The organism is Bacillus cereus group sp. BfR-BA-01330, assembly GCF_022663885.1.
GTDB lineage: Bacteria > Bacillota > Bacilli > Bacillales > Bacillaceae_G > Bacillus_A > Bacillus_A cereus.
Genome location: NZ_JAKUGK010000002.1, coordinates 237,592 through 262,524, shown reverse-complemented (window position 1 = coordinate 262,524; position 24,933 = coordinate 237,592). Strand labels below are relative to the sequence as shown.

Here is a 24,933-nt window from a genome sequence, read left to right as displayed (position 1 = left end):
TATGGTATTCGAAGGTCATTTAGTTGGTACAGGATTAAAAGTTGGAGTTGTTGTTGGACGTTTTAACGAATTTATTACAAGTAAGTTACTTGGCGGCGCTTTAGACGGATTAAAGCGTCACGGTGTAGAAGAAAATGATATTGATGTTGCTTGGGTTCCTGGTGCATTTGAAATTCCTTTAATCGCTAAAAAGATGGCTAGTAGCGGAAAGTATGATGCTGTTATTACATTAGGTACTGTAATCCGAGGTGCTACAACTCACTACGATTACGTTTGTAATGAAGTAGCAAAAGGTGTTGCGTCTTTATCACTACAAATGGACATCCCAGTTATTTTCGGCGTATTAACGACAGAAACAATTGAACAAGCGATTGAACGCGCAGGTACGAAAGCTGGTAATAAAGGATATGAATCAGCTGTTGCTGCAATTGAAATGGCTCACTTATCAAAACAATGGGCATAAAAAAAGAGGCTACGGCCTCTTTTTATTTTTTCACCTTTTTTTGTACATCTTTTATTAATTCATTCATCGTTTTTCCTTCTGTTTTTATATGAAGAGCTTGTGCTGTTCTCCATACATTCTCTCTTTTTTTCGCTTCTTCTATAATAGTAATTTCTTTTCTAACTTCCTTTAAATCTTTTCCTTCCGTTTTCAATCCAAAATGTTCAGCTTTCGTTCGAAAGTGTTGTTCGATTCTTTGTTGCATCTCTTTTTGTTCAGGATTTTCAGCAGCCTTAACTGGATCAGAACTTATTGCTTTTATTAAAATTAAACAAGTCATAATCGCTAATATGTATTTGTACATGTAAAATCCTCCAACCCAATATAAATTACATATTTACTATGTACAACTAGGGCTTGGAAAATTCGTTCACAAAAATTCTTTTTTTCGTTCAAAAACCAATAGTAACAGGCGTTCACAACTATTTATTACATTTTATTTACAAAAAAAGCAAACCCTTTTACAAGTTTGCTTTTTCATCTATCTTATAATGCACACTCTTCAATCTCAAATCCTAAATCTGCAATCATACCCCAGTCTGCAGTCGGCTCTTGTCCAGCTGTCGTTAAGTAGTCCCCGACAAAAATAGAATTTGCTGCAAATAAACCGATTGGCTGTACAGAACGTAAATTGATTTCACGTCCTCCTGAAATACGAATTTCTTTTGTCGGGTTTACAAAACGCATCATTGCCAGTACTTTTAAACATTCTACTGGCGTTAACTCTTTTTGCCCTTCAAGAGGTGTCCCCTTTACAGCAACAAGGAAATTACAAGGGATAGAATCTGCATCTATACGTTGTAATTCAAATGCAATTTCAGCACGCTCTTCAATTGTTTCTCCCATGCCAAAAATCGCTCCAGAGCATGGGGAAATGCCCGCTTGTTTTGCTTTTTGAACTGTATCAACACGATCATCATACGTATGAGTTGAACAAATACTATCGTAATTATTTGCATGTGTATTTAAGTTGTGGTTATAACGGTGCACGCCTGCTTCCGCTAAACGTCCTGCTTGATCTTCATTTAAGAAACCTAAACAACAACAAATCTTCAAGTCTGTCGTTTCACGAATTTCCTTAACTGCTCCAATTACGTGATTTACCTCTTTATCCGTCGGACGACGACCAGACGCTACAATACAATATGTACCTGCTTTACGGCGTATTGCTTCATGTGCCCCTTCTACAATCTTCTCCTGCGTTAACCATGCATATTTATCAATCGGTGCTTCTGAAATAATAGACTGTGAGCAATATCCACAATCTTCAGGACATAATCCAGATTTCGTATTAATAATCATATTCAATTTTACTTTCTTACCAAAGTGATGATGGCGAATAATGTAAGCCGCATTCATAATTTCTAAAACTTCTGTATCATCAGCTTCTAATATCGCTATTGCATCTTCTTTTGTAATCATCTTCTCTTCCACTACGTCGTATGCAAGTTTTTTCCAATCCCTTTTTGTTTGTACTTGTTTCATTTCATCTCTTCCCCTCTTTTGTTATATGTATAAATAAAGCATGATACGTTGCCATTATCCCTTCATTTCCCGTGAAGTCTCTTTCGTATATGCGTAGCATCGCACGAAAGAGTGAGGGACTTTGACAATATGATCCTTCATTGCTATTAGTTGCTCCTACTTTTCGAATAGAATGCAGAAACTCCTTAACTTCTGTAAAACTCTCTATGTAACATGTTTCAGAAACATGCACATCCCCTGTTTCTATCTTACATATATGAAGCAACTGATCTTTTGAATAAAAACGTTGACCAATCGATGTTTCATTTTTTATATTTCTTTCTTCTTTCGCACGTTGGAACGAAGCATGCAATTCTTTAAATGTTTCATGTCCAAACGTTGAAAAGAGTAATATCCCATCTATAGACAAATGTTGAAATAAATTTCTTAACACTTGTTGTAAATTATTTAACCATTGAAATGTAGCATTTGAAATAATGACATCATATGATTCTTCTAATCGTAATCGCTCAATATCTTCACAGTGAAACGTTACATTTTTTACATTTTGTCTAGTTTGCGCAATCGCAATCATACTTTCAGCAAAATCAACTGCTGTAATATGTGATTTCGGAAATAACTTTGATAATTGCTCTGTTACATACCCCGTCCCGCATCCTAGTTCTAAAATACGTATTGATGCCGTTTCACTATATCGTTCCTTTAAGATTGAAAGTAATGAATGTGCCATCTTTTTTTGTACATTTGCATATCGATCGTAAGATACGGCTGCCCCATTAAACCGTTTTTGTAGTAACGTTTTGTTGATCATGTCGTATCCCCTCTACAAATTGAATTATCTCATTTGCGCAATATTCAAAATTCGTCACACATAATGCATGCCCTGCTTCAATTACTACTTTCAGCTCGCTGCTGCTATTCTCCGTCATACTACGTGCCGCAGACAATGGGCATATTACATCCTGTTCTCCGTGAATAAGTAGTATAGGTACTTTAATTTCTTTTAGTTCTTCTCTCATATCTGTTTCTATTAAATAATCTAAACCTAGTTGTAAAGACTGAATAGAATCACCTTTAAAACGGTCTACAATGTCTTCAAAGTTTTTATTCTCTTTTAGCTCATCTTTCGTAAACATATTTTCATAAAACCGCTTGAGCGTATCTTCTTTCCTTCTCGCCAAATTCCTTTTCAGCCGTTCTACATGCAAAGCATTCCATCCGTTACTGTAATCGCTCGTATTTGTAAATTTAGCAGTACCACCAATTAATACGATGCCTTTTGCCTGAATCTTTTTATAAGCTTCAACTGCTGCTAACGCTCCTAGTGACCATCCAACCAATATTACGTTGTCATTATGCGCTACATCTATAATTCGTTCCGCAAATTCACTTCGTTCTTTCACATTACGCCAATCTATGCATTGAACAGAATATCCTTTAAAATACGGAAGTACTAAATCCCAAATATTCTCTTCCATTCCCCATCCGGGGATAAAAATAATCTTTAGCTCATTCATACGAAAAGCTCCTCTTCTTTCGCAATGTGGATAATTCGGTCAATAGCCCATTTTAAATCAGCTATTGTATGTTGCGATGTAACTGCAAAGCGAATTCGAGAACTATGAACCGGCACAGTTGGCGGACGAATTGCAATAGCCGCAATCCCTGCCTCTTGCAACCTTTTACTAAACCGTAAAGCATGTTCATTTGAACCGACTACAATCGGTACAATATGAGTTGAACTATTTCCAATATCAAAACCAGCATCCCTTAATTTAGTTCTGAAGTATTCTCCGTTTGCTATAAGGTTCTCTCTTCTTTCGTTATCTTCTTTTACAATTTCAATTGCTTTTTGCACTGCTCCTAACGTACTTGGTGGTAAGGCTGTAGTAAAAATAAAGCTTCTCATCATATTTTGTAAATACTCTATATAAATTTCATCACCTGTCAAATACGCACCATAACACCCTAAAGCCTTGCTAAACGTCCCCATATGTATATCAATTTTTTGAGAAAGATTTTTTTCTATATGAGATAACCCAGCTCCGCCGATTCCATATATTCCACTCGCATGTGCTTCATCGACTATAATGATTGCCCCGTATTTCTCTTTCAGCTGTACTAAATCTCTCAAATACGCAGTATCACCGTCCATACTAAAAACGGTATCTGTTACGATTAATTTCCTTTTTTCAGGCGAAGCCATTTTCAACAACTTCTCTAAATGATCCAAATCATTATGACGATACCTTTTATGCTCTGCCCCGCTTAATATGATTCCATCAACAATACTTGCGTGATTTAACTTATCACTAAAAACAATATCGTGCCGAGAGGCTAAAGAAGATATGGCACCTATATTTGCCGTATACCCACTATTTACAATTAAAGCTCTTTCAGTACCTTTCCAGTCACATATGCTTCTCTCAACCTCTTCATATAATAGATGATTTCCTACAACGAGACGAGAGGCAGTCGCTCCAGTTCCATATCTTTTTGTACAGGCAATAGCAGCTTCTTTTAACCTTTCATCTCCAGCTAACCCTAAATAATTATTTGACGCTAAATTTAACATCCTTTTTTTATCTCGAATAAGCCAAGTCTCTTCTGCCTTCTCTGTTACATGCAAATCACGATACTGCCCTTGCTCATGTAATTGTTGTAATTTAGATTGAAGGTGCGCCCGCCACGTTTGATTCATTTTGGATAAACTCCTCTAATTTTGAAATCATAATATGTTCTTTTGCAGATTCTAATACTTCTTCTTTCGTAAACTCACCTGCAAAGAATGGCAATAATCCTAAAACTGGTACCCCGCTCAGCTCTTCAATCATCTCTTTATTTTCTTGCACTCTTTCCATTTCACATTCTTTGCAACCTGATAAAATGACACCCGCTACGGTTAAACCATGCGCCTTTGCGTAAGCAATCGTTAACACTGTATGATTTACTGTTCCTAATGTAGGACGAGCTACTACAATAAGAGGCAACTGTAATTCTTTTGCAAAATCAATTACTAAAGCATCTTCTGTATATGGGACAGCAAGCCCACCTGCTCCTTCTACAAATAAGCTATTAAACTCTTTTAATAGTTCATTATAGTAATCAGTAATTTCTTTTAACTTTACTACTCTTCCAGCTCTTTTCATGGCAAGTCTCGGAGCAAGTGGTTCTTCAATAGAATAAGGGCAAATTTCATTTTCTGGTGTCGGTACACCTGATAATGATTTTAACCTTGCCGCATCTCCCTCAGGGTTTGATGCAACATGCCCACTTTGTAACGGTTTATATACCCCTACGTTATATCCTAATTCTCTAAATACACCTGCTATAGCACCTGCAACTACTGTTTTTCCAACTTCAGTATCAGTTGCTGTTATGAAAAAACCACTCATTATTCTCCCTCCGTAACATCTGAGATTGCCTTATATAAAATGCGTAACATATCATCAATCTCTTCAAAAGTAGAAGCAAGTGGTGGCATAAATACAATCGTGTTACCTAGCGGTCGTAAAATCATACCCAGCTCTCTTGAGCGTTTACATACTTGAACACCGACTCTTTCTGTCCAGTCAAACGCTTCTTTCGTTTTCTTATTCTTCACAAGCTCAATACCAACCATTAATCCGCACTGACGAATATCACCTACATGTTTATACGCAAAGAGCTTTTCTAATTGCGCTGTCACATAATCCGTTTTACGTGCCACTTCTTCTATTAAATTTGTTTTTTCATATAGTTCTAGATTCGCGATTGCTACGGCACACCCTAACGGATTACCTGTGTAGCTATGTCCATGGAAAAATGTTTTTTGTTCTTCATATTCTCCTAAGAAGGCATTATATATTTCATCTGTCGTTACCGTAACTGCAATTGGTAAATATCCACCTGTTAAACCTTTCCCAGCAGTTAAAATGTCTGGCGTCACATTTTCATGTTCACACGCAAACATTTTCCCTGTACGCCCAAATCCAGTCGCTACCTCATCTGTAATAAATAATACATTGTACTTTGTACATAAATCGCGCAGTCCTTTTAAATATCCTTTTGGCATTGTAATCATTCCGCCAGCACCTTGCATTAATGGCTCTACAATGATGGCAGCTACTTCTTCATGCTTTTCTTTCAACAATTCTTCCATTTCTTCTAAATGGATTTTTACAATTTCCTCCTTATTATTTCCGTAAGGAGAACGATATGTATATGGATACGGCATTTTAATCGCATCAAATAAGAGCGAACTATACACTTGGTGAAACAAGTCTATTGCTCCTACTGAAACAGCTCCAATTGTATCACCGTGATATGCTTCTTTTAATGTAACGAATCTTTGTTTCTTTGGTTTCCCTTTATGCTGCCAATATTGGAAAGCCATCTTAATTGCAATTTCAACAGCGGTAGAGCCTGAATCAGAATAGAATACCTTCTTCAATCCATCTGGTACAACCTCAATAATTTTTTCTGCTAATAAAATAGATGGAACGTTAGCAAGTCCTAGCATAGTAGAATGAGCAATTTTATTTAATTGCTCACGAATTGCTTCATCTAATTCCGGTACTTGATGTCCGTGAACATTTAACCATATAGATGAAACACCATCCCAATATTCATTACCATTTACATCGTATAGTTTTCTTCCCTCTCCACGTTCAATAATGACAGGATCTTCTTCTAAATAATCTTTCATTTGTGTAAATGGGTGCCATACGTAAGCTTTATTTTTCTCTGCTAATTCTTCATATGTATAAGATGATTTTTCAATCGTTCTACTATTTATTGTCACAATTGTCACCCCTAATGTTAACTTGTTTATAAATATAGTTAACATTAAATCCGAATGACTGTCAATTATTTTAAAATCAAATAGTTCTTAAAAAAGAACAACTTATCATACGATAAGTTGTTCTACTTTCCATGCTGTATCTTTCCAATTTCTAAAATAATTTCTTCATCTTTTTTTCCCTCTGTATTAATTCCAAGCTGCTTCGCATGCTCAATTAATAAATCATGACGCTGCTCAAATCTAGCCTTATTTACTTCTTTCGTAATTTCTTCTTTTGTTTTTCCATCACTAGAAACCCCTAGTTTCGTAGCTGCTTTCTCCATCGACTTCTTCTCTTCCGCTTCTTTCGCTTTCTTCACTTCTGACTGCTGTACTTGCTTTTGCTTCGCTTGCTCTGATTCAGCTGCAAAAGCTGTGTAAATGCCAGCACTTCCGCCAATGACTAGTAAGGTGGTAAAAAGAATTATTTTTTTCTTCACTCTTTCCTCCCCTTTCAAATTCATTATAACGCACATTTTTTAGTGTTAAAACCTATCTCCTTTATTTCCCTAAAAAAATATCACATATTTTTATTGACATGTATGATGAATATATGATAAAAATTTAACTAACATCATATGAATCGGCGTTGATAGGATTTAGTAGTATTTCGATTTCTGATTTCAGAGAGCTGGTGGTCGGTGCGAACCAGTACAGAGCGAATTATGAATTACCCCCTGGAGCTTCTTTTACGAAACGTGAGGAGTAGTGAAAGACGGTTATAGACCGTTATGTCTAAAGAGTGGTGAAACGACACTGTTTCACAATTTAGGGTGGTACCGCGAATTTTTCGTCCCTGCATATATTGCAGGGGCGTTTTTTATTTTATAAGCGCATATCATATGACCCTTTATTTTGTGACGCATTCATTTCACAAGCTAGGGTGGTACCGCGATTTCTTCGTCCCTGCATAATTATATGCAGGGACGTTTTTTTATCCAATCATTTCCGTATCATATAGAAGGACTAACAATTACCGATAATTTGTCACAAAATTCTAAATTTTAGAAGGAAATATACAATATTGGCGAATTTTATATAAAAAAGAGCTATTTTACATTACTTAGGAGGGGAAAACAATGGTTTCAAAAATTGAGTCTGTTCTTTTAACAATTTTTATCTTTTTCTGTATTGGTTTTAGTGTTATTCAATTAGAAGTTTCACCACACATTCCAATTTTATTTGGTATCGTTCTTTTATTAGCATTTGGATTCCTAAAGAGAATCTCTTGGTCTACTATGGAGAAAGGGATGATTAGTAGTATTTCAGCTGGTATTCCATCTATATTTATTTTCTTACTTGTAGGCGTATTAATTAGCGTTTGGATCGCAGCTGGAACTATTCCGACTTTAATGGTATACGGCTTCCAGCTTGTATCTCCAAAAATTTTCGTTCCAACTGTTTTTGTTGTTTGTGCAATTGTTGGAACGAGTATCGGTAGTGCTTTTACAACTGCTGCAACTGTAGGACTTGCTTTTATGGGAATGGGTACTGCCCTTGGATACGATCCAGCTCTTATTGCTGGTGCAATTATTTCTGGTGCATTCTTCGGAGATAAAATGTCTCCTTTATCTGATACAACAAACTTAGCGCCTGCTGTAACGGGTGTAGATTTATTTGAACATATTCGTAACATGCTTTGGACAACAGTTCCAGCTTTCATTATTGCTTTTATCGCATTTTTCATTTTAGGAAGCGGATCTGGTGGAAACGTTGATTTCTCAGCATTTATTAACACACTAGAAAAAAATGCAACGATTTCTATCGTTACACTGATTCCTATTTTATTACTGTTCCTATTCGCATTTAAAAAGGTACCCGCAGTTCCAACATTACTTGCAGGAATTGTGGTAGGAATTATTATTCTCTTTATTTTTAAACCTAGCACTTCTTTAGCTGATTTAATTAAAATTATGCAAGACGGTTACGTTTCTAAAACTGGTATCAAAGATATTGATAGCTTATTATCTCGCGGTGGCCTGCAAAGTATGATGATGTCAATTGCTCTTATTTTCCTAGCTCTTTGTATGGGAGGATTATTACAAGGAATGGGTATTATAGCGCAGCTGATGAATATTATCTCTAGCTTCGTAAAAACTAGTACACGCTTAATTATTTCTACTGCTTCAACTGCAATTGGTGTAAACTTCTTACTTGGTGAGCAGTACTTATCCATCGTTTTAACAGGACAAGCATTTGCTAATAAATACGATGAAGTCGGTTTAGAACGTCGTAATTTATCACGAGTATTAGAAGATGCTGGTACAGTAATTAATCCACTCGTACCATGGGGTGTAAGTGGCGTATTCTTAACAAACGTTCTTAGCGTTCCAACATTCGATTACCTGCCATACGCAATCTTCTGTTTAGCATGTCCAGTCGTAACCATTATTGTCGGTTTTACTGGATTCGGTCTTTCATGGAAAAAAGAAAAAGCAGTACCAGTTTCATAATATAACAAAAAGGATTACCAAATCGGTAATCCTTTTTATATTTCTTGACTATCTATTCGCTTTCTTTCTTCTAAATAACAGAAGTAATCCCGCTCCAACAAACGCAAGACCAGCTCCAATTGTAGAAGCAATACTTGCACCTGTTTTCGGTAAATCACGTTCATCTTTTTCAGCTTCTTTATTTTCACTTACAGTTGTTGTTTCTTTTGTATTTTGATCATCTGTTGTAGTTTGTCCAGATCCAGTATTGTTTCCATCTTGCTTTGGTTCATTACCATTATTACCTTCTTCTGTTGGCGGTGTTGTTGGGTTTTCTCCATCACCTTTTGGTGGTGTCGTCGGATTTTCTCCACCACCTGTTGGCGGTGTTGTTGGGTTTCCTTCACCAGTTTCTTTATCATCATTTTTCTTCGTTATATCAATTGCATATTTCGCAAATTCATTTTCAGATGGTCCAACATATGAAATCTTTCCATCTTTCTTTATATACTTTTGTGCATTTGGTGAAGAATCAAATGTTGTATTTAATTTATCTGCAACAATCGGTTTAAATGTCCAATTTTGATCAGCTGCTGGATCAATATCTTTTATTTTTTGCATATACTTCACAATGATTTGACGTGTTTCATCTTGTGATTGGTATACAACTTCCCCTTTACTTACACCTGGGAACGTTTGGCTACTTCCACGATAGTTATTTGTAGCGACGATGAACTCTTGCTTGTCAGCTACTGGCTTACCTTCATATGTCATATTTACAATACGATTCGTATTTGCATTTACAACTTTTCCATCTTTATCGTATTTCGCCGGTTGTGTTACATCAATTTCGTATTTTAAGCCATCTAAAATATCAAAGTTATATGTAGGATACCCTATATTTACTAACGGCTGTTCTTCTGTTTTCTTTGGATCAATTTGATTAAACTGACCTGCAGACATTTCAAGCCATTCTTTCACTTGTGCCCCATTTACTTTTACAGCATATAACGTATTTGGATATACATATAAATCTGCAACGTTTTTAATCGCTAACGTTCCAGCTGGAATATCCGTATAATATGTAGCACCGTTTCGGCCACCTGCTTTAAATGGTGCGCCTGCAGATAAAACCGGAATATTTTTAATCTTTTCGTACTCTGGTTTTTTAAGTTCTTGTTCTACATACCATTTTTGCGCATTTGTCACAATTTGTACGGAAGGATCATCTTGTACTAATGAAAAATAACTATTAATTGGTGCTTTCGTTTTACCTACAGGTGTATTTACATAGTCGATTGTCGCTTGATGCTCATCTTTAATTTCATTAACTAATTTTTGATCAGATTCTACTAATGGGGTACCTTTACTATTAGCAATCGGGCGAAGTTGTGGCTTAGATTGATCTTTTTGTACTTCCCATTTTCCGTTTACCTTTTTCAATTGCATATCAATAATACCTAAGTTACTTCCAAAGACACCAGGCATTACAACTGGAACACCATTAAATACATCCTTCACTTCAGTATGTGAATGTCCCATTAATACTGCATCTACGCCAGGAACTTCTGTCGCTAAATAAAACGATGAATTTTCCATTCCTTCGTTGTATCCACTCTTATCAACACCTGAATGCGCTAGTGCAACTATAATATCCGCACCTTGCGCCTTCATTTCCGGAACTAATTTTTTCGCTGTTTGCACAATATCTTTTGCCTTTACTTTTCCTTCTAAATTCGCTTTATCCCAATTCATAATTTGTGGTGGAACAAATCCCATTACACCAATCTTCACTATTTGTTTTTGGCCTGCTTCATCCACTACTTCTTTCTCTAAAATATGATATGGTTTATCAAAGTAATGCTCGTCATTCTCATCATTACCATCATGGTCATCTATATAGACATTCGAGTTAATAACCGGGAAATCCGTTTTTTCAATCACTTTATTTAAATAATCTAAACCGTAGTTAAATTCATGATTCCCAAGAGAGATGACGTCATACTTCATTAAATTCATTACACGATATAATGGATGTGTATAACTAGGATCCACAGGATTCTTCGGATCTTTTATTTTATTTGCTACATAATCTCCAAGCGGTGTCCCTTGTAATGCATCTCCATCATCAAATAGGACAGAGTTTTTCGCTTCTTCACGTGCTTTATTAACGAGTGTTGCCGTTTGTACGAGACCTACTTTATTATCTGTTTTCGTTTGATAATAATCGTAATTCATTAAGTTAACGTGAATATCTGATGTTTCTAGAATTCGTAAGTTAACTGTACTCTCCCCAGCGTTCTCATCTGCATGAGCTGTTGTTGGCATTACTTGCGGTGCTATAACACCAATCGCAAGAGTTGCTCCAGCTAGCATTTTTTTTGACTTTTTCACAAAAAATCCCCCTTATACAATTACCAGAAATAATGAAATGAATCCCTATCTGTCTCTAACCACATACCTTTTTTCTTCTATTAGAGACACAATTTTCATTTCACCCTGCGCTAACGAGTAGTCCCCTTAAACGCTCGATTGATGAAGACTAACAATTAATAGGAAATAAAGCTCCCACTAATTAAAATTTCACCTTATCTGACATTATCATATATAAAGTTCTTTCCTATCGTCAATATTTTTTGACAAACTTCAACAAATTTTCTGTAAAGTTATTATAAACTTTTCATAAACATATAATATGCCCTTACATTGCTAATACTGCTGAATATGATACAATTACCAATTACAAGGAGGATGAATTTATGAAAAAAGTCATCTTAACAATTGTTTGTCTCCTCCTTCTGATCATTTCTTATTCTTATTTTGAAAAGAACGACGAGACAAAACAAAATGAACCCGAAGAAAAAACAGAAAAAACATCTACTCCAAGTTGGATTGATAAGCAAACAAACGATTCCTTTTATCATCTCGTACTAGGTGATTCGCTCGCCAAAGGATATGGATCAACACAAGGTGGATTTGCTGAATTAGCCTCTAAACAAATAGAAGCACAAATTCATAAACCAATTACTGTAGAAAACCTTGGGATAAACGGTCTTACAACAGATCGTCTCGCTAAAAAAGTTCAATCAGAAGATGTAAAGCAAAAAATTAGAGCAGCAAATATCATTACCATTAATATTGGAGGAAATAATTTATTTCGCTTAAATCGTGATGTCGGTGTTATAGACGGTATTAAAATGTTAAATAAAGAAAAAGCTCATTTTGAAGCGGATGTAAAAAATATTGTAAAGACAGTCCGAGATCAAAATCCGGATGCTTTACTCATTCTTTCTGAACTCTATAACCCATTACAACTCGATGACTCCATCGCAAGTTATGCAGATATGTTTTTAGACGGCTGGAATGAATCCGTTTATTCCATTGCAAAAGTGAATCAACCATCTATCGTTTTGCCAATTCGTAAATTAATATCGAATGATAAAAAAGAATTGCTCTTTGACCAAGTACACCCAAATGATAAAGGCTATACGATTATTGCCGATTCATTTACAAAAAAAGTGTTGGCCTACAAATATTAAAATTCCCATGAAACAATTCTATTTTTATAACATGTCTTTTTTGTTACAATGAGAGTGGAAGGGGGCCTTTATATGGAATCACGCGAGTGGGAACGTATTGTTGATCATCTTCTTTCGCTAGTGCCTCTTTTTTATCGCAAATTTATGCTTCCTGGAGAATTTTCTTCTCAAAGACATATGCCGCCATCACATACACAAGTATTACTGCTTTTGCATGAAAACGGCACATTAGCAGTTTCCGAAATCGGCAAGCGGCTAGCGATTTCACGGCCTAACATGACACCTCTATTAAACAAACTTATTCAAGAAGAACTAATAGAGCGTCATTATAGCGAAAAAGATCGACGGGTCATTTTAATTTCCCTAACAGCTGAAGGGAAATTATTAGTAAATCAGTATCAGCAATTCATTTTAGACAAACTAAAAGAAAATTTCCAAACATTATCTGAGGAAGAGCGCGAAAAGCTCATTCATTCTCTTCAAACCATTCAAAATTTAATTTTGAAAACAAACGTATAAAGCTGCTTCTAAATAGAAGCAGCTTTATGATTCGTAATAATTACCATAGTACACATTGGAATATGGCCATGTTGTTAAATATGGTTTTTTTTCCTGTGTAGGCTGTTGTTGTGGTATTTGTGGTATTTGTGATAATTGCTGTAATTGTTGTTGCCGATATAATTCGTATTGTCTACTCGTATCATAAACCGGATAATAATTTACATATGGATATACTTGAGGTACGTAATAATAATACATTATCCTCTCCTCCTTTTTCTTAAACATATTCAAAGGAGAAAATGGATGTGACATTGTTTATAATTGTACAAGTGGTTCTCTCACTCGTTTCTTCCTTTTCTTCAAGCGTAACTTACGGTTCTTTTCGTATAAATAATGCACAACGAAATACGAAATGAGACCAAACACAACTCCTAAAATCGTCATTCCAATTAATACATACACTTCACTTTGTAATAAGCTCTTTAATATCGTAAAAATGTGACTTGAAAACAAGTCCGATATCGTAAATGGTTCATGATGAATTTTCTGTACATGAAATGGATAAATCATTTTTCCTAGCGCATACGCAAGCGGAAATAAAAATACTGGGAGAAACGATATTTTCCCAATAATATTGCCAATAACTGCCGCAGGAAAAGATCCCTTTGCTAACCTGACGATTGGATAAAATATTACATATACGAGCGATGCCGTATAAATGACTAACATTTCTAAGCCGAATCCTATAGCAAACCCTAACGATACTTTCTTTGCGCCTTCTGGCGATCGAAGTAACTTATAATATTGAAACTTTAATATTCTCCACATCCGCTGAAAAAACGAATATGTTTTCTTAGTTGTTTTCACCCTCATCATCTCTTTAACTATATTTTTATATGTAGTATGTCCTTACACACTCTGAAAAACAAATTTAGTTTTCTCTTTTATTATAAATGATATCGAAATGGTTAACTAAATATACATATGACATTTTAATATAAAAAAACCTCCCTTTTAGGAAGGCTCTTCTACATTTTTAAATAAACTCACTAATAACGCTTTTTGAGCATGCAATCGATTACCAGCTTGCTCAAAGACGATAGACTGCGGTCCATCTATAATTTTTCCTGTTACTTCTTCTTCACGATGGGCAGGTAAACAGTGTAAGAAACGATATGTTTGCTTCGCATGCTTAACAAGTTCGTTATTGATTTGGTAAGGTTGAAATAAAGAATATTTCTCTTCTTCGCCCTCTTGCCCCATGCTCATCCAAACGTCAGTATAAATGAAATCTGCTTCATTCACCGCTAATTCAGGATTATGCAAAACTTCAATCTCAGCTCCTGTTTCCTTGGCAATCGCTAACGCTTTTTTTACAATCTCTTCATTCGGTTCATATCCTACAGGCGTTGCAACAGTCATATGCATTCCGACTTTTGCACTCGCTAACAACAATGAATGACATACATTATTTCCGTCACCTACGTAAGCCAATTTTATTCCTTTAAATGTATTTGTTTCTTCATATATCGTCATGAGGTCTGCCAATGCTTGACAAGGATGATGATCATCCGTTAAACCGTTAATAACAGGAATACTTGATTCTTTTGCAAGCTCTTCTACATCCGCGTGCGAGAATGTACGTATCATAATCCCGTCAATATACTGCGATAATACTTTCGCAGTATCTGAAACAGTTTCTCCTCTTCCCATTTGCATCTCTTTTCCACTTAAAAACATACCATGTCCCCCGAGTTGTACCATTCCCGCTTCAAAAGATACACGAGTACGAGTTGAATGCTTATCAAAAATAAGCCCTAATATTTTGCCTTGTAATAAAGGCTCTTGCTTATTCTTTTTTAAATATATAGCGAACTCAATTAAAGAAATAATTTCTTCTTTCGTTAATTCTTCTAGTGTTAAAAGATCTTTCGTATTTAATTTCGGTACTTGTACAGTTGACATGAAACTTCCCCCTTATATGATTGATACGTTTTTTGTACAAACTACTTTTTTTATTATATATACTGCCTGTTCTAACTCTTCATTCGTGACAATGAGTGGCGGTAATAGTCTTATAACATTAGGGCCTGCTTGTAATACGAGAAGCCCTTCGTTTTCTAGTTGTTCTATAAAACTTGCAACTTCATGCTTACACTCAATCCCAATCATAAGCCCCTTACCACGTATATTTTGAATACATTCGACATGCTGTAATTCCTCTTGCAACTTCTCTAATACGTACTCGCCCTTTTCTTGTACTTCTTTTAAAAACGATGGTTTTTTACTCACTTGCAATACTTCTTTCGCTGCAGCCATCGCGATGTAATTCCCGCCAAAAGTTGAACCGTGTGATCCTGCAGTAAACGACGTTCCGAGCTCTTTCCGGCCAATCATCGCTCCGACAGGAACCCCATTCCCAAGTGCCTTTGCAACGGTAACGATATCAGGCTCTATTCGCACTTGTTCATAAGCGAATAGTGTTCCAGTTCTTCCTATCCCCGTTTGTACTTCGTCTATAATAAATAAGGAACCGAACTTATTACATAATGTTTCAATCTCTTTCAAAAAAGATAGATCGGCAGGTATTACTCCTCCCTCTCCTTGAACAACTTCTACCATTACCGCCGCAACTTCTTCATTCATTACTTCCTCTAATGCTTTAATATCATTAAAAGGGATATGTAAAAAAGATGGAAGTAATGGACCAAATCCTTCTTTTACCTTATCTTGGCCTGTTGCACTCATCGTTCCAAATGTTCTACCGTGAAAAGACTGCTGGCATGTTACGACGAGAGATTTTCCAGTATGCTTACGTGCTAACTTTAAAGCCGCTTCATTTGCCTCTGCCCCACTATTACAGAAAAACACATAATCTAATGCTCTATTTTCTGTTAATAATGACGCAACTTCTTCTTGTAAGCTGTTTGTAAACAGGTTAGATATATGCCATATATCATCAAGTTGATCTTGTACACCTTTGAGAACAGTAGGGTGACAATGTCCTAAATTACATACGCCAATTCCTGATGTGAAATCTAAATATTCCTTACCGTTATTATCAATAACTTTCGTTCCAGTTCCCTTTACAAACTTAATAGTTCTTCTGCCATACGTTTGAAAAAGATGACTCGTCATGCAATACTCACGCCTTTCGTTACCGTCGTTCCAATACACTCTCCCGTAACCTCAGTAAAATCTTTTGTACCATTCACAATACTTATCTTTTGCACTCCCATTTTTAATGATGCTAGTGCCGCCTGTACTTTCGGAATCATCCCACCTGTAATAACACCTGTTTCTATAAAAGTTGCAATTTCAGATTCATCCGTTTCCTTTACCAAATTCCCTTCATGTAATATTCCATCTACATCCGTAATAAAAATCAGCTCTTTTGCCCCTAACGCGGCCGCAATCCCAGCTGCAGCATTGTCCGCATTTATGTTATAAATTTCATTACCATTTACCCCGATTGGAGCAATAACAGGAATATACCCCATATTTATTAATCCTTTTAATAAGGCTGTTTCTACATAATTTACTTCTCCCACATATCCTATCTCCTCGCTGACAGGTTGAACTTGAAGTAAATTGCCGTCACACCCTGAACAACCTACAGCAAGTAAATTATGCTTTTGTAAATTCATTACGAATTTTTTATTCGTACTTCCGCATAGCACCATTTGAACAACATCCATAACTTCTTTTGGTGTTATCCGTAATCCATCTCTTTTTTCTACGTTGATGTTACAATCTTTTAATTTGGCATCAATTTCTGGTCCACCACCATGAACAATCACTACTTTATACTTCTGTTGCAATTTCTTTATACATTCAAAAAACACATCATTTAATTGATTCAACATACTACCGCCGCATTTCACTACAATATAATCGCTCATCTTCTCTCTCCTTATGTACGATAACAAGCATTTATTTTCACATATTCATAGCTTAAGTCACAGCCCCAAGCTGATCCTGTCTCTTCACCTAAGTGTAAGTACACATTAATGACTATTTCATCTTCTTGTAATCTCTCTTTCATTTCTTCTTCAGAAAATATTTGAGGCTCACTATTTTTTAATACCGATATAGATTGAAGAGTAATGTCAATTGTGTTCGGATTAATAACTACTTCACTTTGTCCAATACTGCTAATAATTCGCCCCCAGTTTGGGTCTTCACCATGTATTGCTGTTTTCACAAGACTCGAACCGACTATTTGCTTTGCAATTTTTTTTGCCTCTTCATTCGTTTGAGCTCCTAGCACATTGACTTCTATTAACTTCGTAGCGCCTTCACCATCTTGCGCAATTTTTTTTGCTAAATCTTCACATACCTTCTGTAAAGTACATACGAAAGTTTCCCAATCTGTATGTTCCATATTTATCGGGCTTGTTTCTGATAATCCACTTGCCATAACGATGACCATATCATTCGTAGAAGTATCTCCATCTACCGTAATTTGATTAAATGTATGATTCGTAATTTGGGATAATGCTGTTTGCAATACGTCATGCTCTATATGAGCATCTGTCGTAATAAAACTAAGCATCGTTGCCATATTCGGATGAATCATCCCTGAACCCTTTGCAACACCCGCAATCGCCACTTTCTTCCCATCAATAATCATTTCATAGCAAGTTTCTTTCGTGATAAGATCTGTCGTTAAAATTGCTTCAGAAAAAGAATACGCTCCACTTTCTTCCTTCGTCGGTATAAGAGTTGCAATCCCCTTTCGGATTATATCCATCGGCAGTGGAACACCAATTACACCTGTTGAAGCTACTGCAACGTAATTTTCTTTCACTCCAAAATGTTCCGCCCCTAACGCGCGCATCTCGTATGCGTCTTGTAATCCTTGCATTCCAGTACAAGCATTTGCATTTCCACTATTAACGATAATTGCTTGTAACTTCCCTTCTGCCGTTATACTATCCTTCGTTACTTGCAAAGGGGCTGCTTGTATTTGATTCGTTGTATACACAGCGGCACATGATGCTGGTACGTCACAAACGATTGCCCCTAAATCCTTTTTCTCCTTTTTCAGACCATTTACAGTACCAATTGCCGAAAAGCCTTTAGGCGTTACAATTGAACCATTTTCTAATTTTGTAATAGACGCTACTTTAATCATCATGTCCCCCTTATAGATAAAGCGGCATATGTTGTAAACCTGTTGTCTCTTCTAGTCCCGCTATTATGTTTGCATTTTGAATCGCTTGCCCAGCCGCGCCTTTCATCATATTGTCTATAACAGAAACGACCGTAACTCTTTCAGTTCTTTCATCGTAAGCTATGCCAATATCACAATAATTTGAGCCTCTCACTTCTTTTGGACTTGGAAATTTCCCTTGCGTACAAATTCGGATGAAAGGCGATTGTTCATACGTTTCTTCATACAATTTTTGAAGTTGCTTTATTTCCATCTTTTGTTTTACTTTTGCATAAAGTGTAATCATAATTCCTCGTGATATCGGTATTAAATGTGTGCTAAATGTAATTGGCTGTGATCCATTATTCCATTCTGTAAGCATTTGCTCAATCTCTGGAACGTGCTGATGCTCATTCACTTTATAAATGTGCAAGTTATCATATAGCTCAGGAAAGTGAGCCATTGTTGTTGGTGTTTTACCTGCTCCTGATACCCCTGATTTCGCATCAATAATAATCGAATCTTCTTCAATCATGCCGCTACGTACTAACGGCGCTATCGCTAGCAATGTGGCTGTAGCAAAACATCCTGGGTTTGCAATTAAATTTGCCTTTTGAATCCCAGTCCTTTTCCATTCACTTAACCCATACACTGCTTTTCTAAGAATTTCTTCTTTCGCTGCTGGCCTTTTATACCACAGTTCATATGACGAAGGATCTATCATACGAAAGTCTCCAGATAGGTCAATTACTTTTAAACCTTCTGCTACTAACTTGGGAGTTAACTCCGCCGATACTCCTGCTGGTGTTGCTAGAAATACGATTTCTGCTTCTTTCCCTATTGTCTTCACATCAATTTCTTGTAACGTATGAACGAGAACATTTCGAAGATGCGGATATACATTTGTTATACACTCACCAACTTGCGAAAAAGAATGAAGAGATGCTATCGAAAAATATGGATGTTGTTCTAATAAACGAATTAATTCAATGCCCCCATATCCAGTGGCTCCAATAATTGCGACTTTCATAAGTTCCTCCTCAAATCGATTCTTTAAATTAAGTATGATTATAATATTGTATATTTATAGAGTCAATTAAATATTTATAAATTTTCAAATCTAAAAAAACTTAATTTTATTAGAAAAATAATATACTCAACCGAATTTTTATACAAAAATAGTGCATAGTAGTTTTTTTATTTCACTTCAAGTACAATAAAACAATACATACGTACATACAGGCGGGAAAAAATATGAACGAAAAATTAATTGAGAAAATGATTATAAAAAGTTTTCAGCAATATCAATGCAGTCCAATATCAAAAGAAGATCAGGAAATGCTAGTGAAACATATTCAAACGGTGACTCATTCAAATATTGAAATTGATTTATACGAGGAGATTGAGGATATTGTTTATGATTATGTGACTGGAAAACAATAAAAAATAGGAGATTTCCATGTGGAAATCTCCTATTTTTTACTTAATGATTTACCTGCTACACGTTCAAATAAACCTGGGAATAAAGCATAAAGTTTTGGACCAATTCCCATCCACTTCGGTAAGTTTACTTCACGTTTTTTCGTGTGCATCGACTTTACGATTTGTTCTGCTACGTATGTTGGTTTTAACATGTAACGTCCCATATTCTTTACATATGTACCAGATTGATCCGCTATTTCAAAAAAGTTTGTATCTATCGGACCTGGATTAATTGCTGTAACATAAATATCTGTATTCGCTAATTCCATGCGTAAACTATTCGTAAATCCTAATACAGCATGTTTCGTTGCTGCATACGCACTTGATTTCGGAGTTGCAATTTTTCCGGCAAGTGAAGCAATATTAATAATATGTCCTTCGTTCTTGTTTACCATATAAGGTAGTACCGCTTTCGTACATGCTACTAATCCAAATACATTTACTTGGAACATATCTTTTACTTCACCCATTGACGCATCTTCAAACGTTTTAAAAATACCAAATCCCGCATTGTTTACTAATATATCAATACGTCCCACTTCTTGTAATACCTTTGAAAAAACAGACTGTACTTCCATCTCTTCACTTACATCTAATACATAATAATAGCAAGGCGTATTATAAGTTTCTTTAATTTTGTCTACTAACGCTTGTAGTTTCTCTTCTGTTCGAGCCATTAATACTGGAGTCGCTCCCTGTGCTGCAACTTGCATTGCAACTTGCTCACCAATCCCACTAGAAGCACCTGTAATGACGATTACTTTATTTTGTAAACGTCCTGTCATTGCTGTCACCTACTTTGCATAATAAATCACTTGTTGCGATGACTCATCAATCATCACTTGTTGATTATATGCTAAATAGTCCAATTGTCCAACCGTTTCTGAAATAGTAAGTGGTAATTGTTCTTTATATAATACCGGAAATAGTTTTACACATACTTCAAATGCTGTCATTGGTTTTTCCTTTAATAACTCAAGCACTTTAAAAGCACGTGTTTCTTGCTTTTGTAATCTCGTTTCAATAAGTTGTTTCACATTTAGAACATCTTCCCCATGCCCTGATAAAATGCGTGAAATATTCATTTCGCTTAAACGCTGTAATGTTTGATTATATTGTAGTAATGGGCGTGCCCGCTCTGTTTGCCCTTCATATGGCGGTTCTAGTATTGGATTCGAAGAAATATGACTAATGAGAGCATCTCCACCAATTAATATTCCATCAGATTCTCTATATAAAGAAATATGAGTAGAAGCATGACCTGGTGTTTCAAGTACTGTAAATCCAGGCAAAGAATCAATACGATCTCCTTCTCTCACAGTATGCGTTAACGATCTATTACAAGAATATTTAAGTGTCCTCGTCGTCAATAACGACTCGTCTTTCAAAAATGCTGCTGGCACACCAAACTGTAAGGCCGTCTCTCTAAAAAATTCATGATACCGCTTTAAAAATTCTGGATTTTGTGTAATCCAAGGCTCATTCCAAGGATGTCCAATAATATTCGTCTTCTCAGAAAATATATTTAAAAGTCCACAATGATCTGCATGATGATGCGTAATGACTACTGTTTCAATATCTTCTATCGTATGTCCTAATGCACCTAATTGACTTTCTAACGCATTCCTTGCCTCTTCTGTATTCGTCCCTGTATCAATTAATGTTAATGTCTCCCCCTCAACTAAAAACACATTCACAGTTTCCACTGCAAATGGTACAGGAATCTCCATTCGGTGAATCGCCGTCATGCTTAGCCCCCCTGTCTCTTTCCGGTTCAAAAATGAATACTTCTTCAGTTTACAACTTCTATATATATTTGTCATTATTTTCAGATAAAAAGAGGTGTTTCCTATAAAAAAACGAATGTATGTACATTTATAAGAATTTCTAACCAAAATTAAAGGAGGAACATCATGTCTATTCAAAACATTTCCTTTCTCGGTGCAGGCTCTATTGCCGAAGCTATTATTGGTGGCTTGTTACATGCAAATGTCGTTAAAGGTGAACAAATTACTGTAAGTAATCGTTCTAACGAGACAAGATTACAAGAGCTACATAAAAAATACGGTGTCAAAGGTACTCATAATAAAAAAGAATTACTTACTGATGCAAATATTCTTTTTCTAGCAATGAAACCAAAGGATGTTGCAGAGGCGCTTACCCCTTTTAAAGAATACATAAATAATAACGTGCTTATTATTTCATTACTAGCAGGTGTTTCTACTGACTCAATTAGAAAACTACTTCAAAAAGACGTTCCAATTATTCGTGCAATGCCAAATACATCCGCAGCCATTTTAAAATCAGCTACCGCTATCTCCCCTTCAAAACATGCAACAGCGGAGCATATTCGCACTGCAACATCTTTATTTGAAACGATTGGTCTCGTCTCTGTTGTAGAGGAAGAAGATATGCATGCTGTCACTGCATTATCCGGAAGTGGACCTGCTTATATTTATTACGTAGTGGAAGCTATGGAAAAAGCTGCAAAAAAAATCGGTTTAAAAGAAGATGTTGCAAAATCACTTATTCTTCAAACGATGATTGGTGCTGCTGAAATGCTAAAAGCAAGTGACAAACACCCTTCTATTTTGAGAAAGGAAATTACTTCTCCTGGTGGAACTACCGAAGCAGGTATTGAAGTATTACAAGAACATAAATTTCAACAAGCACTTATTTCTTGTATTACACAGGCAACGAAACGATCACATAATCTTGGAAAAACATTAGAACAACTAACAAAAGAAAAATAGAAAAAGGAGCTCAAGTTTATTTGAGCTCCTTTTTCTATAATTACACTTAGTTATTGTTCTTCCCAAAAATCTCTTCTTGCAGGCGACGACCAGTCGGCGTTGCTGCAAGTCCACCTTCTGCTGTTTCACGAAGTGCTACTGGCATCGTTTGTCCGATTCTAAACATTGCCTCAATTACTTCATCACATGGAATTGTACTCGTTACACCAGCTAATGCTAAATCTGCTGAAATCATCGCATTCGCAGCTCCTGCTGCATTACGTTTTACACAAGGTACTTCTACAAGTCCTGCAACAGGATCACACACTAAACCAAGCATGTTCTTTAATGAAATTGCCATCGCTGTAGCTGCTTGATCTTGTGTTCCACCAGCCATCTCAACTGCGGCTGCAGCCGCCATTCCACTTGCTGAACCAACTTCAGCTTGGCATCCTCCCGCTGCACCAGAAATACAAGCGTTATTCGCAACAACCATACCGAAAGCTCCTGCTGTAAATAAGAATTCAATCATTTCTTCACGTGTAGGCTGCAATTTTTCTCTTAGTGCAAATAGTACACCTGGCACTGTTCCAGCAGACCCTGCTGTTGGTGTTGCACAAATAATTCCCATCGCCGCGTTTACTTCATTTGTTGCAACAGCTTTGCTTACTGCGTCCAAAATCGTATCTCCTGATAAGCCTTTTCCACTCTTCATATACGCTTGAACTTTTACAGCATCTCCACCAGTTAAACCAGTTGGTGATTTCACGCCGCGAATACCACGTTCTACTGCTTGCTCCATCACTACTAAGTTCTTTTCCATACCAGCAATTACTTCTTCACGTGAAATACTTCTTGTTTCCATTTCACATTGAATCATAATTTCTGCGATTTTTACATTTTGTTCTTTAGCTTGCGCCACTAGTTCCGCTGCGTTCCGAAACATGGTGTGTCCCCCCTGCAATTATTCCATAATAGTTACTTGACAAATATTTTGTTGCGCTTTTATTTCTTCAATCACTTCATCTGCTAATAATTCATCTGTTTCAATGACCATAAGCGCTCTTCTTCCTTTTTCTTTACGAGAAACACTCATTGTACTAATGTTAATCTCATGTTTCGCAAGGATTGAAGCTACCGCTGCAATAGCACCGAAGCGATCGTTATTTACAATAAGTAGTGCTGGGCTCGTGCCTGATAATTGAAGATCGAATCCGTTTAATTCTACAACTTCAATTTTACCGCCACCAATTGAGCAAGCAACAACTTCAATTTCATCTTCACCTTTATACAAACGAATTCTCGCTGTATTTGGGTGAGGTGCATTGGCATCTTCTTCAATGAATTCCACTTCAATTTCGCGCTCTTTTGCTATTTCTAGCGCCTCTGGAATACGTAAGTCATCTGTTTCAAATCCTAATATTCCACCGATTAGTGCTACATCCGTACCATGCCCTCGATACGTCTTTGCAAATGATCCATATAACGAAATGCTTACTCTTTCTGGTTCATGACGAAACAGCTGGCGAGCAACTTGCCCCATTCTTGCTGCGCCTGCTGTATGTGAACTTGATGGTCCAATCATAACTGGACCGATAATATCAAATACTGAGCGATACTTCATCATAACTCCCCCTAAACCTCTATGAAAAAATTTATTCTACTATTCTATTAAGCTGCTACATCTGTCGCTTTTCCAGTTGTACCACGAATTTGTTCTGCTGTACGAATTGGATAGTTTTTGAATAAAAGTAATCCAATATAACCTGAAATAATACCAGTTATCATACTACATAAGAATCTTAGCATTATTTTCATTTAAAAATGATACAAGATAATCCAGAATAAAGTCTGGTAGCAATCCAAAGTTTAACACAGAAGCCATTGCAAGCATAGCATAAACAAGTGATATAACCATTGCTAATGCAACTAAATTTGCACCCGCTATTCCGCCTAGACTACCTGCTGATGTTCTGAACTCTTTTAAAGAGTGGTGTACCAATTAAATCTCCACCACCTTATTAATAAAAAGCTTCTACTAAGGAACTCGCAATAGCTACACTTGCTAATCATATCGTTTAGCTAAAAAGTGAAAAAGACTTATGACAAATAATAGTAATATCTTTCCTATTATAATTCTCGTGTTACTCTCTCATGATTTAGTCAACTTCACTTGTTACGATAATGACTAAAATACATGCGACTTATCATAAATTATAATCTGCCCTCATTATAGCTTGTTTTTTATAAAACGCTTACTTTTGTTGAATTTTAAAAGTTCTG

The 24,933-nt window shown here is 36.1% G+C and carries 27 protein-coding genes and 1 other annotated feature; of the genes, 6 read left to right on the top strand and 21 right to left on the bottom strand.

Translation table 11 applies throughout. From position 1 onward, the window contains the following. Position 1: 1 nt before the first annotated feature. Entirely contained in the window at positions 2 to 463 is a 462-nt protein-coding gene (ribH, locus tag MR112_RS07170; protein ID WP_000230895.1) for a 6,7-dimethyl-8-ribityllumazine synthase, read from the top strand. 22 nt (positions 464 to 485) lie between these two features. Here ribH and MR112_RS07165 read toward each other — a convergent pair whose 3' ends face one another. The 8 genes from MR112_RS07165 to MR112_RS07130 form a co-directional block, all read right to left on the bottom strand. After that, positions 486 to 806, bottom strand: coding sequence for a hypothetical protein (locus MR112_RS07165; RefSeq protein WP_000280032.1), 321 nt, complete (start codon positions 804 to 806; stop codon positions 486 to 488). Between the two features lie 182 nt (positions 807 to 988). Next, positions 989 to 1,987 (bottom strand): biotin synthase, encoded by a 999-nt coding sequence (bioB, locus tag MR112_RS07160; protein ID WP_000815856.1) that lies wholly within the window; start codon positions 1,985 to 1,987, stop codon positions 989 to 991. Position 1,988: 1 nt separating this feature from the next. Beyond that, entirely contained in the window at positions 1,989 to 2,798 is an 810-nt protein-coding gene (gene bioC / locus MR112_RS07155) for a malonyl-ACP O-methyltransferase BioC (RefSeq protein ID WP_000608913.1), read from the bottom strand. Then, on the bottom strand, positions 2,764 to 3,504 hold the full coding sequence (locus tag MR112_RS07150; RefSeq protein ID WP_242244872.1) for an alpha/beta fold hydrolase: 741 nt from the start codon (positions 3,502 to 3,504) through the stop codon (positions 2,764 to 2,766). Before MR112_RS07150 ends, bioC begins: the two co-directional genes overlap by 35 nt. Beyond that, a complete protein-coding gene (gene bioF, locus MR112_RS07145; protein ID WP_001077293.1) occupies positions 3,501 to 4,688 on the bottom strand; it encodes an 8-amino-7-oxononanoate synthase in 1,188 nt (395 codons plus the stop codon). The genes MR112_RS07150 and bioF overlap by 4 nt, the downstream gene beginning before the upstream one ends. Beyond that, positions 4,654 to 5,382 (bottom strand): dethiobiotin synthase, encoded by a 729-nt coding sequence (bioD, locus tag MR112_RS07140; protein WP_000012473.1) that lies wholly within the window; start codon positions 5,380 to 5,382, stop codon positions 4,654 to 4,656. Before bioD ends, bioF begins: the two co-directional genes overlap by 35 nt. Continuing rightward, entirely contained in the window at positions 5,382 to 6,815 is a 1,434-nt protein-coding gene (bioA, locus tag MR112_RS07135; protein WP_002041775.1) for an adenosylmethionine--8-amino-7-oxononanoate transaminase, read from the bottom strand. Before bioA ends, bioD begins: the two co-directional genes overlap by 1 nt. Before the next feature lie 77 nt (positions 6,816 to 6,892). Then, positions 6,893 to 7,249 carry a hypothetical protein gene (locus MR112_RS07130; protein WP_000726896.1) on the bottom strand — a complete coding sequence of 119 codons (357 nt, stop codon included), beginning with the start codon at positions 7,247 to 7,249 and terminating at the stop codon, positions 6,893 to 6,895. A gap of 140 nt (positions 7,250 to 7,389) precedes the next feature. Next, positions 7,390 to 7,610: a binding site (T-box leader), on the top strand. Positions 7,611 to 7,888: 278 nt separating this feature from the next. Here MR112_RS07130 and nhaC point away from each other — a divergent pair. Continuing rightward, positions 7,889 to 9,262, top strand: coding sequence for a Na+/H+ antiporter NhaC (nhaC, locus tag MR112_RS07125; RefSeq protein WP_000253736.1), 1,374 nt, complete (start codon positions 7,889 to 7,891; stop codon positions 9,260 to 9,262). 48 nt (positions 9,263 to 9,310) lie between these two features. Here nhaC and cpdB read toward each other — a convergent pair whose 3' ends face one another. Next, entirely contained in the window at positions 9,311 to 11,635 is a 2,325-nt protein-coding gene (cpdB, locus tag MR112_RS07120; protein WP_000748649.1) for a bifunctional 2',3'-cyclic-nucleotide 2'-phosphodiesterase/3'-nucleotidase, read from the bottom strand. A 365-nt stretch (positions 11,636 to 12,000) separates the two neighbouring features. Between cpdB and MR112_RS07115 the strand changes: the two genes are divergently transcribed. Both MR112_RS07115 and MR112_RS07110 read left to right on the top strand, forming a co-directional pair. Continuing rightward, the gene (locus MR112_RS07115; RefSeq protein WP_000755838.1) at positions 12,001 to 12,780 is read left to right on the top strand and encodes a GDSL-type esterase/lipase family protein; all 780 of its coding nucleotides are present in this window, start codon (positions 12,001 to 12,003) and stop codon (positions 12,778 to 12,780) included. Positions 12,781 to 12,852: 72 nt separating this feature from the next. After that, the gene (locus tag MR112_RS07110; protein ID WP_000445819.1) at positions 12,853 to 13,299 is read left to right on the top strand and encodes a MarR family winged helix-turn-helix transcriptional regulator; all 447 of its coding nucleotides are present in this window, start codon (positions 12,853 to 12,855) and stop codon (positions 13,297 to 13,299) included. A gap of 24 nt (positions 13,300 to 13,323) precedes the next feature. On the opposite strand, the gene MR112_RS07105 is transcribed toward MR112_RS07110, so the two are convergent. The 7 genes from MR112_RS07105 to argC form a co-directional block, all read right to left on the bottom strand. Then, positions 13,324 to 13,539 (bottom strand): hypothetical protein, encoded by a 216-nt coding sequence (locus MR112_RS07105; RefSeq protein ID WP_000291955.1) that lies wholly within the window; start codon positions 13,537 to 13,539, stop codon positions 13,324 to 13,326. A gap of 57 nt (positions 13,540 to 13,596) precedes the next feature. Beyond that, positions 13,597 to 14,157: a DUF2062 domain-containing protein gene (locus MR112_RS07100; protein ID WP_002005691.1), complete on the bottom strand. Its 561-nt coding sequence runs from the start codon at positions 14,155 to 14,157 to the stop codon at positions 13,597 to 13,599. A 138-nt stretch (positions 14,158 to 14,295) separates the two neighbouring features. Next, a complete protein-coding gene (gene argF / locus MR112_RS07095; protein ID WP_000108865.1) occupies positions 14,296 to 15,246 on the bottom strand; it encodes an ornithine carbamoyltransferase in 951 nt (316 codons plus the stop codon). A gap of 12 nt (positions 15,247 to 15,258) precedes the next feature. Further along, positions 15,259 to 16,419 (bottom strand): acetylornithine transaminase, encoded by a 1,161-nt coding sequence (locus tag MR112_RS07090; protein WP_134208386.1) that lies wholly within the window; start codon positions 16,417 to 16,419, stop codon positions 15,259 to 15,261. Continuing rightward, a complete protein-coding gene (gene argB / locus MR112_RS07085; RefSeq protein WP_078187051.1) occupies positions 16,416 to 17,183 on the bottom strand; it encodes an acetylglutamate kinase in 768 nt (255 codons plus the stop codon). The genes MR112_RS07090 and argB overlap by 4 nt, the downstream gene beginning before the upstream one ends. An 11-nt stretch (positions 17,184 to 17,194) precedes the next feature. After that, the gene (gene argJ, locus MR112_RS07080; protein ID WP_000598398.1) at positions 17,195 to 18,418 is read right to left on the bottom strand and encodes a bifunctional glutamate N-acetyltransferase/amino-acid acetyltransferase ArgJ; all 1,224 of its coding nucleotides are present in this window, start codon (positions 18,416 to 18,418) and stop codon (positions 17,195 to 17,197) included. A 10-nt stretch (positions 18,419 to 18,428) separates the two neighbouring features. Beyond that, positions 18,429 to 19,466 (bottom strand): N-acetyl-gamma-glutamyl-phosphate reductase, encoded by a 1,038-nt coding sequence (gene argC, locus MR112_RS07075; protein WP_078187050.1) that lies wholly within the window; start codon positions 19,464 to 19,466, stop codon positions 18,429 to 18,431. A 224-nt stretch (positions 19,467 to 19,690) separates the two neighbouring features. On the opposite strand from argC, the gene MR112_RS07070 reads away from it, so the two are divergent. Further along, positions 19,691 to 19,879, top strand: coding sequence for a YqzH family protein (locus MR112_RS07070; protein ID WP_001003222.1), 189 nt, complete (start codon positions 19,691 to 19,693; stop codon positions 19,877 to 19,879). Between the two features lie 29 nt (positions 19,880 to 19,908). Here the strand turns inward: MR112_RS07070 and MR112_RS07065 are convergent, their stop codons facing one another. After that, positions 19,909 to 20,703 (bottom strand): SDR family NAD(P)-dependent oxidoreductase, encoded by a 795-nt coding sequence (locus tag MR112_RS07065; protein WP_000147794.1) that lies wholly within the window; start codon positions 20,701 to 20,703, stop codon positions 19,909 to 19,911. A gap of 9 nt (positions 20,704 to 20,712) precedes the next feature. Further along, the gene (locus tag MR112_RS07060) at positions 20,713 to 21,666 is read right to left on the bottom strand and encodes an MBL fold metallo-hydrolase (protein ID WP_078187049.1); all 954 of its coding nucleotides are present in this window, start codon (positions 21,664 to 21,666) and stop codon (positions 20,713 to 20,715) included. A gap of 165 nt (positions 21,667 to 21,831) precedes the next feature. On the opposite strand from MR112_RS07060, the gene proI reads away from it, so the two are divergent. Beyond that, complete coding sequence (proI, locus tag MR112_RS07055) at positions 21,832 to 22,671, top strand: pyrroline-5-carboxylate reductase ProI (protein WP_134208384.1); 840 nt, start codon at positions 21,832 to 21,834, stop codon at positions 22,669 to 22,671. A gap of 46 nt (positions 22,672 to 22,717) precedes the next feature. On the opposite strand, the gene sdaAA is transcribed toward proI, so the two are convergent. The 3 genes from sdaAA to MR112_RS07040 all read right to left on the bottom strand — a co-directional run bounded on the left by sdaAA (position 22,718) and on the right by MR112_RS07040 (position 24,652). Beyond that, positions 22,718 to 23,596, bottom strand: a complete 879-nt coding sequence (gene sdaAA / locus MR112_RS07050) for an L-serine ammonia-lyase, iron-sulfur-dependent, subunit alpha (protein ID WP_000489461.1) — start codon at positions 23,594 to 23,596, stop codon at positions 22,718 to 22,720. Between the two features lie 18 nt (positions 23,597 to 23,614). Further along, positions 23,615 to 24,274 (bottom strand): L-serine ammonia-lyase, iron-sulfur-dependent subunit beta, encoded by a 660-nt coding sequence (gene sdaAB, locus MR112_RS07045; RefSeq protein WP_000877445.1) that lies wholly within the window; start codon positions 24,272 to 24,274, stop codon positions 23,615 to 23,617. A 165-nt stretch (positions 24,275 to 24,439) separates the two neighbouring features. Next, positions 24,440 to 24,652, bottom strand: coding sequence for a hypothetical protein (locus tag MR112_RS07040; RefSeq protein WP_134208382.1), 213 nt, complete (start codon positions 24,650 to 24,652; stop codon positions 24,440 to 24,442). Between the last annotated feature and the right edge of the window lie 281 nt (positions 24,653 to 24,933).